We start from the raw sequence: 7,533 nt of genomic DNA on the forward strand, positions 1-7,533 counted from the left end.
CGGGTGCTGGCGGGTCTGGGCGGGATGGTGTCCGTGCCGTTGCCGGCCGCGCGGGTGCGCGAGCGGATAGCCGCGTGGGGTGAGGACCGGATCTCCGTGGCGGCCGTCAACGGGCCTTCCTCGGCGGTGGTTTCCGGTGAGGTGAAGGCGCTGGATGAGTTCCTGGCCGCCTGCGAGAACGACGGAGTCAGGGCGAAGCGGATCGCGGTGGACTACGCCTCTCATTCCGCGCAGGTGGAGCTGCTGCGTGAGGAGCTGGCTGAACTTCTCGCTCCTGTACGTCCGTTGGAGGCGCAAGTTCCGTTCCTGTCCACGGTCACCAATGAGTGGGTGAGCGGTCCGGAGCTGGATGCGGGTTACTGGTTCCGTAACCTGCGGCGGACGGTGGAGTTGGAGAAGGCCACCCGCACCCTGCTGGAGGACGGCTTCGGTGTCTTCGTGGAGTCGAGTCCGCATCCGGTGCTGAGTGTGGGTGTGCAGGAGACGGCCGAGGACGTCGGCCGTGAGGTGGCTGTTGTCGGTTCGCTGCGCCGTAACGAGGGCGGGCTGGAGCGGTGGTGGCAGTCGGTCGGCGAGGCGTATGTGCGTGGGGCTTCGGTCGACTGGGACGCCGTGTTCGCGGGGACGGCCGCACACCACCTCGATCTGCCCACCTACGCCTTCCAGCAGGAGCACTACTGGCTGGAGAGCGGGACGGCCGAGGAGGCCGCGACCGCGGACCCGGTGGACGCACGGTTCTGGGAGGCCGTGGAGCGGATGGACGTCGCCGCGCTCACGGCCGAGCTCGACCTCGACGGGGACGAGACGCTGACCTCGCTGCTGCCGGCGCTCTCGGCGTGGCGTCGGAAGAGCAGTGAGCAGTCCGCGGTGGACGGTTGGCGCTACCGGGTCACCTGGAAGCGGATCGCCGACCCCGCCACCGCGCGCCTGTCCGGGACCTGGCTCGTCGCCGTGCCCGAGGGAGCCGATGCCACCGCGATCACCGGCGCGCTCACGGAGCACGGCGCCGAGGTCCGTACCCTCGCGGTCGCCGGCGAAAGCCGCGATGAGCTCGCCGCCCGGATCCGCGAGGTGCTCGCCGACGGGCCCGAACCCGCCGGTGTGCTTTCTCTGGTGACCCTGGCCGCGGGCGACGCCCTGAGCGACGCCGCGCCCGCCGGTGTGATCGCCACCCTCACCCTCGTCCAGGCACTCGGTGACGCCGAGGTGGCGGCGCCGCTGTGGTGCGTCACCCGGGGTGCCGTCTCCACCGGGCGCGCCGAGCCGATCGCGGACGCCGCGCAGGCGCCCGTGTGGGGCCTGGGCCGGGTCACCGCGCTGGAGCACGGCGAGCGCTGGGGCGGTCTGATCGACCTGCCCCAGGAGGCAGACGCGCGCGCCCTGTCACGGCTCGTCGGTGTCCTCGCGGGCGACGGCGCCGAGGACCAGGTGGCGCTGCGTGCCTCCGGCCAGTACGTGCGCCGGCTGGTCCGGGCGCGCCTGGCCGACGTTCCGGCCGTACGCGAGTGGAAGCCGCAGGGCACCACACTCGTCACCGGCGGTACGGGAGCCCTGGGCGCGCACGTGGCCCGCTGGCTGGCGGAGAACGGCGCGGAGCACCTGGTGCTGACGAGCCGACGCGGTATCGACGCGCCGGGCGCCGCTGAACTGCGGGACGAGATACGGGCGTTGGGCGCCGAGGTGACGGTGGCGGCCTGCGACGTGGCCGACCGCGAGGCGCTGGCCGCGCTCATCGCGGGGATCCCCACCGAGCACCCGCTGACCGCCGTGGTCCACACCGCCGCCGTCCTGGACGACGGCGTGGTCGAGGCGCTCACGCCGGAGCAGGTCGAACGGGTCTTCCGGGTCAAGGTGGACGCCACGCTGCACCTGCACGAGCTGACCCGTGAGCTCGACCTGTCGGCGTTCGTACTCTTCTCCTCCTTCGCCGCCACCTTCGGCGCGCCCGGGCAGGGCAACTACGCGCCCGGCAACGCCTTCCTGGACGCCTTCGCCGAGCACCGGCGCGCGGCCGGCCTGCCCGCCACCGCCATCGCCTGGGGTCCCTGGGGCGACGGCGGCATGGCCGAGGGCGCGGTCGGCGACCGCATGCGCCGGCACGGCGTGCTCGAGATGTCGCCGGAGCGGGCCGTGAGCGCTCTCCAGCACGCGCTGGACCGGGACGAGACGACGCTGACCGTCGCCGACATGGAGTGGAAGCGTTTCGTCCTGGCCTTCACCTCCGGCCGCACCCGGCCGCTCCTGCACGACCTGCCCGAGGCGCGCGAGGCCATGGAGAGCACCCGCGCCGAGGCGACACAGGACACCGACGGTGCCGCAGAGCTCGTACGGCAGTTGACCGGCAGGTCCGAGACCGAGCAGGAGCGGCTGCTGCTCGACCTGATCCGCACCGCGGTCGCCGCCGTCCTCGGCTACGCCGGACCCGACGCCGTCGGGCCCGGCCGGGCCTTCAAGGAACTCGGCTTCGACTCCCTGACCTCGGTGGAGCTGCGCAACCGGCTGAACGCCGTCACCGGGCTCAAGCTCCCACCCACCCTGGTCTTCGACCACCCCACGCCCACCGTCCTCGCCCGTCATTTGCGCGGCGAGGTGCTGGGGCGGGGCGCGGCGGCCGCGGCCCCGGTCGCCGCGGCGGGCGTCGCCGACGCCGAGCCGATCGCCGTCGTCGCGATGAGCTGCCGCTTCCCAGGCGGGGTGCGCGGCCCCGAGGACCTGTGGCGGTTGCTGTCCTCCGACGGCGACGCGCTCTCGGAGTTCCCGCTGGACCGCGGCTGGGACGTGGAGGCGCTGTACGACCCCGACCCCGACGCGCAGGGCACCTCGTACACCCGCGAGGGCGGCTTCCTGTCCGGCGCGGCCGACTTCGACGCCGGCTTCTTCGGCATCTCGCCGCGCGAGGCCCTTGCCATGGACCCGCAGCAGCGGCTGCTGCTGGAGACCTCCTGGGAGGCCTTCGAGCGCGCCGGCATCGACCCGGAGCAACTGCGCGGCACCCAGTCCGGGGTGTTCGTCGGCACCAACGGCTCCGACTACTCCAACCTGGTGCGCGCCGCCACGGACGGGCTGGAGGGACACCTCGCCACCGGTAACGCGGGCAGCGTGGTCTCCGGCCGGCTGTCGTACACCTTCGGCCTGGAGGGCCCGGCGGTCACCGTCGACACGGCCTGCTCGTCGTCGCTGGTGGCGCTGCACCTGGCAGTGCAGGCGCTGCGCAGCGGCGAGTGCTCCATCGCGCTGGCCGGCGGTGTGACGGTCATGTCCACCCCGGGCACCTTCATCGAGTTCAGCCGCCAGCGCGGGCTGTCGACGGACGGGCGCTGCAAGGCGTTCTCCTCGGACGCCGACGGCTTCAGCCCCGCCGAAGGCGTGGGCATGCTGCTGGTGGAGCGGCTGTCCGACGCGCGCGCCAACGGACACCCCGTCCTCGCGGTGGTGCGCGGCTCGGCCGTCAACCAGGACGGCGCCTCCAACGGTCTGACGGCCCCGAACGGGCCGTCGCAGCAGCGCGTCATCCGCCAGGCCCTCGCCAACGCCCGGCTCTCCGCCGCCGATGTGGACGTGGTGGAGGCGCACGGCACCGGCACCAAGCTGGGCGATCCCATCGAGGCGCAGGCGCTGCTCGCCACGTACGGCCAGGACCGGCCCGCCGAGCAGCCGCTGCTGCTGGGCTCCATCAAGTCGAACATCGGCCATACCCAGGCCGCCGCCGGAGTCGCCGGCGTGATCAAGATGGTCCTCGCGATGCAGCACGGCCGGCTGCCGCGCAGCCTGCACATCGACGAGCCCACCCCGCACGTCGACTGGACCATGGGCGAGATCGACCTGCTGACCGAGCCGCGGGCCTGGCCGGAGACCGGACGGCCCTGGCGCGCGGGCGTCTCGTCGTTCGGCTTCAGCGGCACCAACGCGCATGCCGTCATCGAACAGGCCCCCGTCGAGCAGGGGACCGGGGAGCAGGGGACCCCTGTGTCCCCGACCGCACCCCTACTGACCGGCAACACCCCGGACACCGCGGGCGACGACGGCGCCGCCGTGTTGCCGTGGCCACTGACCGCCCGCACCGAGGCGGCCCTGCGTGACCAGGCCCGGCGCCTGCTCGATCACCTGGAAAACCGCTCTGACCTGCGACTCGTCGACATCGGCCACTCCCTGGCCACCGCCCGTACGACCTTGGGTACCCGGGCCGTGCTGGTGGGCCGGGAACGCTCGGACTACGTGGCGGCGCTGACCGCGCTGGCCGCGGGGGAGACCTCGCCCCTGCTCACCCAGGGGTCCGCGATCGGGGGCAGGACGGTCTTCGTCTTCCCCGGACAGGGGTCGCAATGGGTAGGCATGGCCGAGGCGTTGTTGGACGCTTCACCCGTGTTTGCCACCCGGGTGGACGAGTGCGCGAAGGCGCTCGAACCCTTCACCGACTGGTCGCTGCGCGACGTACTGCGCGGCGCCGAGGGCGCGCCTTCCCTCGACCGGGTGGATGTCGTGCAGCCGGCGCTGTTCGCGGTGATGGTCTCCCTGGCCGAGGTCTGGCGTGCGGCCGGTGTGGAGCCGGATGCGGTGATGGGTCATTCGCAGGGTGAGATCGCTGCCGCGTGTGTGGCGGGGATCTTGTCTCTTGAGGATGCGGCCCGGGTGGTGGCGTTGCGCAGTCAGGCGATCGGGCGGGTGCTCGCGGGTCTGGGCGGGATGGTGTCCGTGCCGTTGCCTGTGGCCCGGGTACGGGAGCTGATAGCGCCGTGGGGCGAGGACCGGATCTCCGTGGCGGCCGTCAACGGGCCTTCCTCGGCAGTGATTTCGGGTGAGACAACGGCACTGGATGAGTTCCTGGCGGCCTGCGAGAGGGACGGTGTGCGGGCGAAGCGGATCGCGGTGGACTACGCCTCTCATTCCGCGCAGGTGGAGCTGCTGCGTGAGGAGCTGGCTGAACTTCTCTCTCCCGTGCGTCCGTTGGAGGCGCGGGTTCCGTTCTTGTCCACGGTCACCAATGAGTGGGTGAGCGGTCCGGAGTTGGATGCGGGTTACTGGTTCGCCAATCTGCGGCGGACGGTGGAGTTGGAGAAGGCGACCCGCACCCTGTTGGAGGACGGCTTCGGTGTCTTCGTCGAGTCGAGTCCGCATCCGGTGCTGAGTGTCGGTGTGCAGGAGACCGCCGAGGACGCCGGCCGTGAGGTGGCTGTCGTGGGTTCGCTGCGCCGTAACGAGGGCGGGCTGGAGCGCTTTTGGCAGTCGGTCGGCGAGGCGTACGTACGCGGGGCCTCGGTCGACTGGGACGCCGTGTTCGCCGGTACAGGGGCGCGTCGGGCGGAGCTGCCGACGTACGCCTTCCAGGGGCAGCGGTTCTGGCCCGAGGCTGCGCCCGTCGAGGCCCCGGTGGCCGCGGAGAGCGCGGTGGACGCACGGTTCTGGGACGCGGTGGAGCGCGAGGACCTCGAGGCCCTGGCCGCCGAACTGGATCTGGCCGACAACGACTCGCTGACCTCCGTCCTGCCTTCCCTGTCGTCCTGGCGTCGGCAGAGCCGCGAGCAGTCCACGGTGGACAGTTGGCGCTACCGGGTCACCTGGAAGCGGATCGCCGACCCCGCCACCGCGCGCCTGTCCGGGACCTGGCTCGTCGCCGTGCCCGAGGGAGCCGACGCCACCGCGATCACCGGCGCGCTCACGGAGCACGGCGCCGAGGTCCGTACGCTCGACGTGCCGACCGGAGCCGGGCGCACGGTGCTGACGGACCTGCTCACGGCGTCGGTGGACGGGGCCGTGCCCGCCGGAGTGCTGTCCCTGCTCGCGGGTGACGGCGCCGGGAAGGCGGGGCTGCTCGCCACCGCCGCGCTGGTACAGGCGCTCGGCGACGCCGGGGTGGACGCGCCGCTGTGGTGCGTCACCCGGGGCGCCGTCGCCACCGCGTCCGGCGAGGCGCTCGCCGACCCGACCGGGGCACTGGTGTGGGGCTTCGGACGCACGGTCGCGCTGGAGTACCCGGACGGCTGGGGCGGTCTGATCGACCTGCCGCAGCAGGCCGACGAGCGTGCCCTCGGCCGCCTCGCGGGCGTCCTGGTCGGCGACGGCGTCGAGGACCAGGTGGCGCTGCGCTCCAACGCCGCGTACGTACGCAGGCTGGAGCGGGCGCGGCTCGCCGAGACGCCGGTGGTGCGCCGCTGGAAGCCGCAGGGCACCACACTGGTCACCGGCGGCACGGGCGCGCTCGGCGCCCACGTGGCCCGCTGGCTGGCGGAGAACGGCGCGGAGCACCTGGTGCTGACGAGCCGACGCGGTATCGACGCGCCGGACGCCGTCGAACTCCGCGACGAGATCCAGGCGTTGGGCACCAAGGTCACGGTCGCGGCCTGCGACGTGGCCGACCGCGAGGCGCTGGCCGCGCTCATCGCGCAGATCCCCACCGAGCACCCGCTGACCGCCGTGGTGCACACCGCCGGTGTGCTGGACGACGGCGTGATCGACGCGCTGACCCCGCAGCGGTTCGCGACCGTGCTCGCCCCCAAGGTGGACGCCGCCGTCCACCTGCACGAGCTGACCCGTGAGCTGGACCTGTCGGCGTTCGTGCTCTTCTCCGGTGTGGCCGGCACCCTCGGCGACGCAGGACAGGGCAACTACGCCGCCGCCAATGCCTACTTGGACGCGCTCGCCGAGCACCGGCACGCCGAGGGGCTGGCCGCGACCTCCGTGGCCTGGGGCCGCTGGGGCGACACCGGGCTCGCCGCGGGCGGCGCGATCGGGGAGCGGCTGGACCGGGGCGGGGTGCCCGCGATGCCGCCCGGCGCCGCGATCCGCGCCCTGCAACAGGCCCTGGACCACGCGGAGGTGACCGTGGCGGTCGCCGACATCCAATGGGAGCGGTTCGGCCCCGGCTACACCGCCGTACGGTCCAGCCCGTTCATCTCCGATCTGCCCGAGATGCGCCGGCTCGCCGAGGCGGCCCCGGCCACCGGTGCGGTGGCCGGCGAGCAGTCGCCGGCCGAGCTGCTGCGGCAGCGGCTCGCGGTGATGAGCCCGGCCGAACAGACGCTCACCGTCGTCGAGTTGGTGCGCTCGCACGCGGCCACCGCGTTGGGCCACGCCACCACCGACGAGGTGGGCGCGGGGCGCGCCTTCAAGGAGCTGGGTTTCGACTCGCTGATCGCGCTGGAGCTGCGCAACCGGCTCAACGCGGCCACCGGACTCAAACTCCCGGCGACCCTGGTCTTCGACCACCCGACCCCCGAAATCCTGGCCGCGTTCCTGCGCGCCGAGATCACGCAGGACGGCGGCACCGGGGCAGCCCCCGGCATCGCGGAACTCGAGAAGCTTGAATCCGCGCTCTCCGTGCTCGACCCGGACACCGGCACACGCAACGACATCGCGCTGCGACTGCAGGCCCTGCTGGCGAAATGGGGTGAACCGCACAGCGAAACCCGTGGCGAGGCCGTCACCGAGAAACTCCAGGAGGCCACGCCCGACGAGCTCTTCGACTTCATCGAGAAAGAGCTCGGCATTTAACACCGCGACAGCAGCCAGTAGCAGGTGCAAGGGCTTGTGACGAGA

General features: G+C 72.8%; 1 protein-coding gene. It reads left to right on the forward strand.

Going from position 1 to position 7,533, the window contains the following annotated elements:
- The coding region (locus ACFYR3_RS42540; protein ID WP_389287617.1) for a type I polyketide synthase at positions 1 to 7,488 on the forward strand (7,488 nt) is incomplete at its 5' end.
- Positions 7,489 to 7,533 lie beyond the last annotated feature (45 nt).

Origin of the sequence: Streptomyces sp. NPDC005784, assembly GCF_042871525.1 — a bacterium.
In the GTDB taxonomy this organism is placed as follows: domain Bacteria; phylum Actinomycetota; class Actinomycetes; order Streptomycetales; family Streptomycetaceae; genus Streptomyces.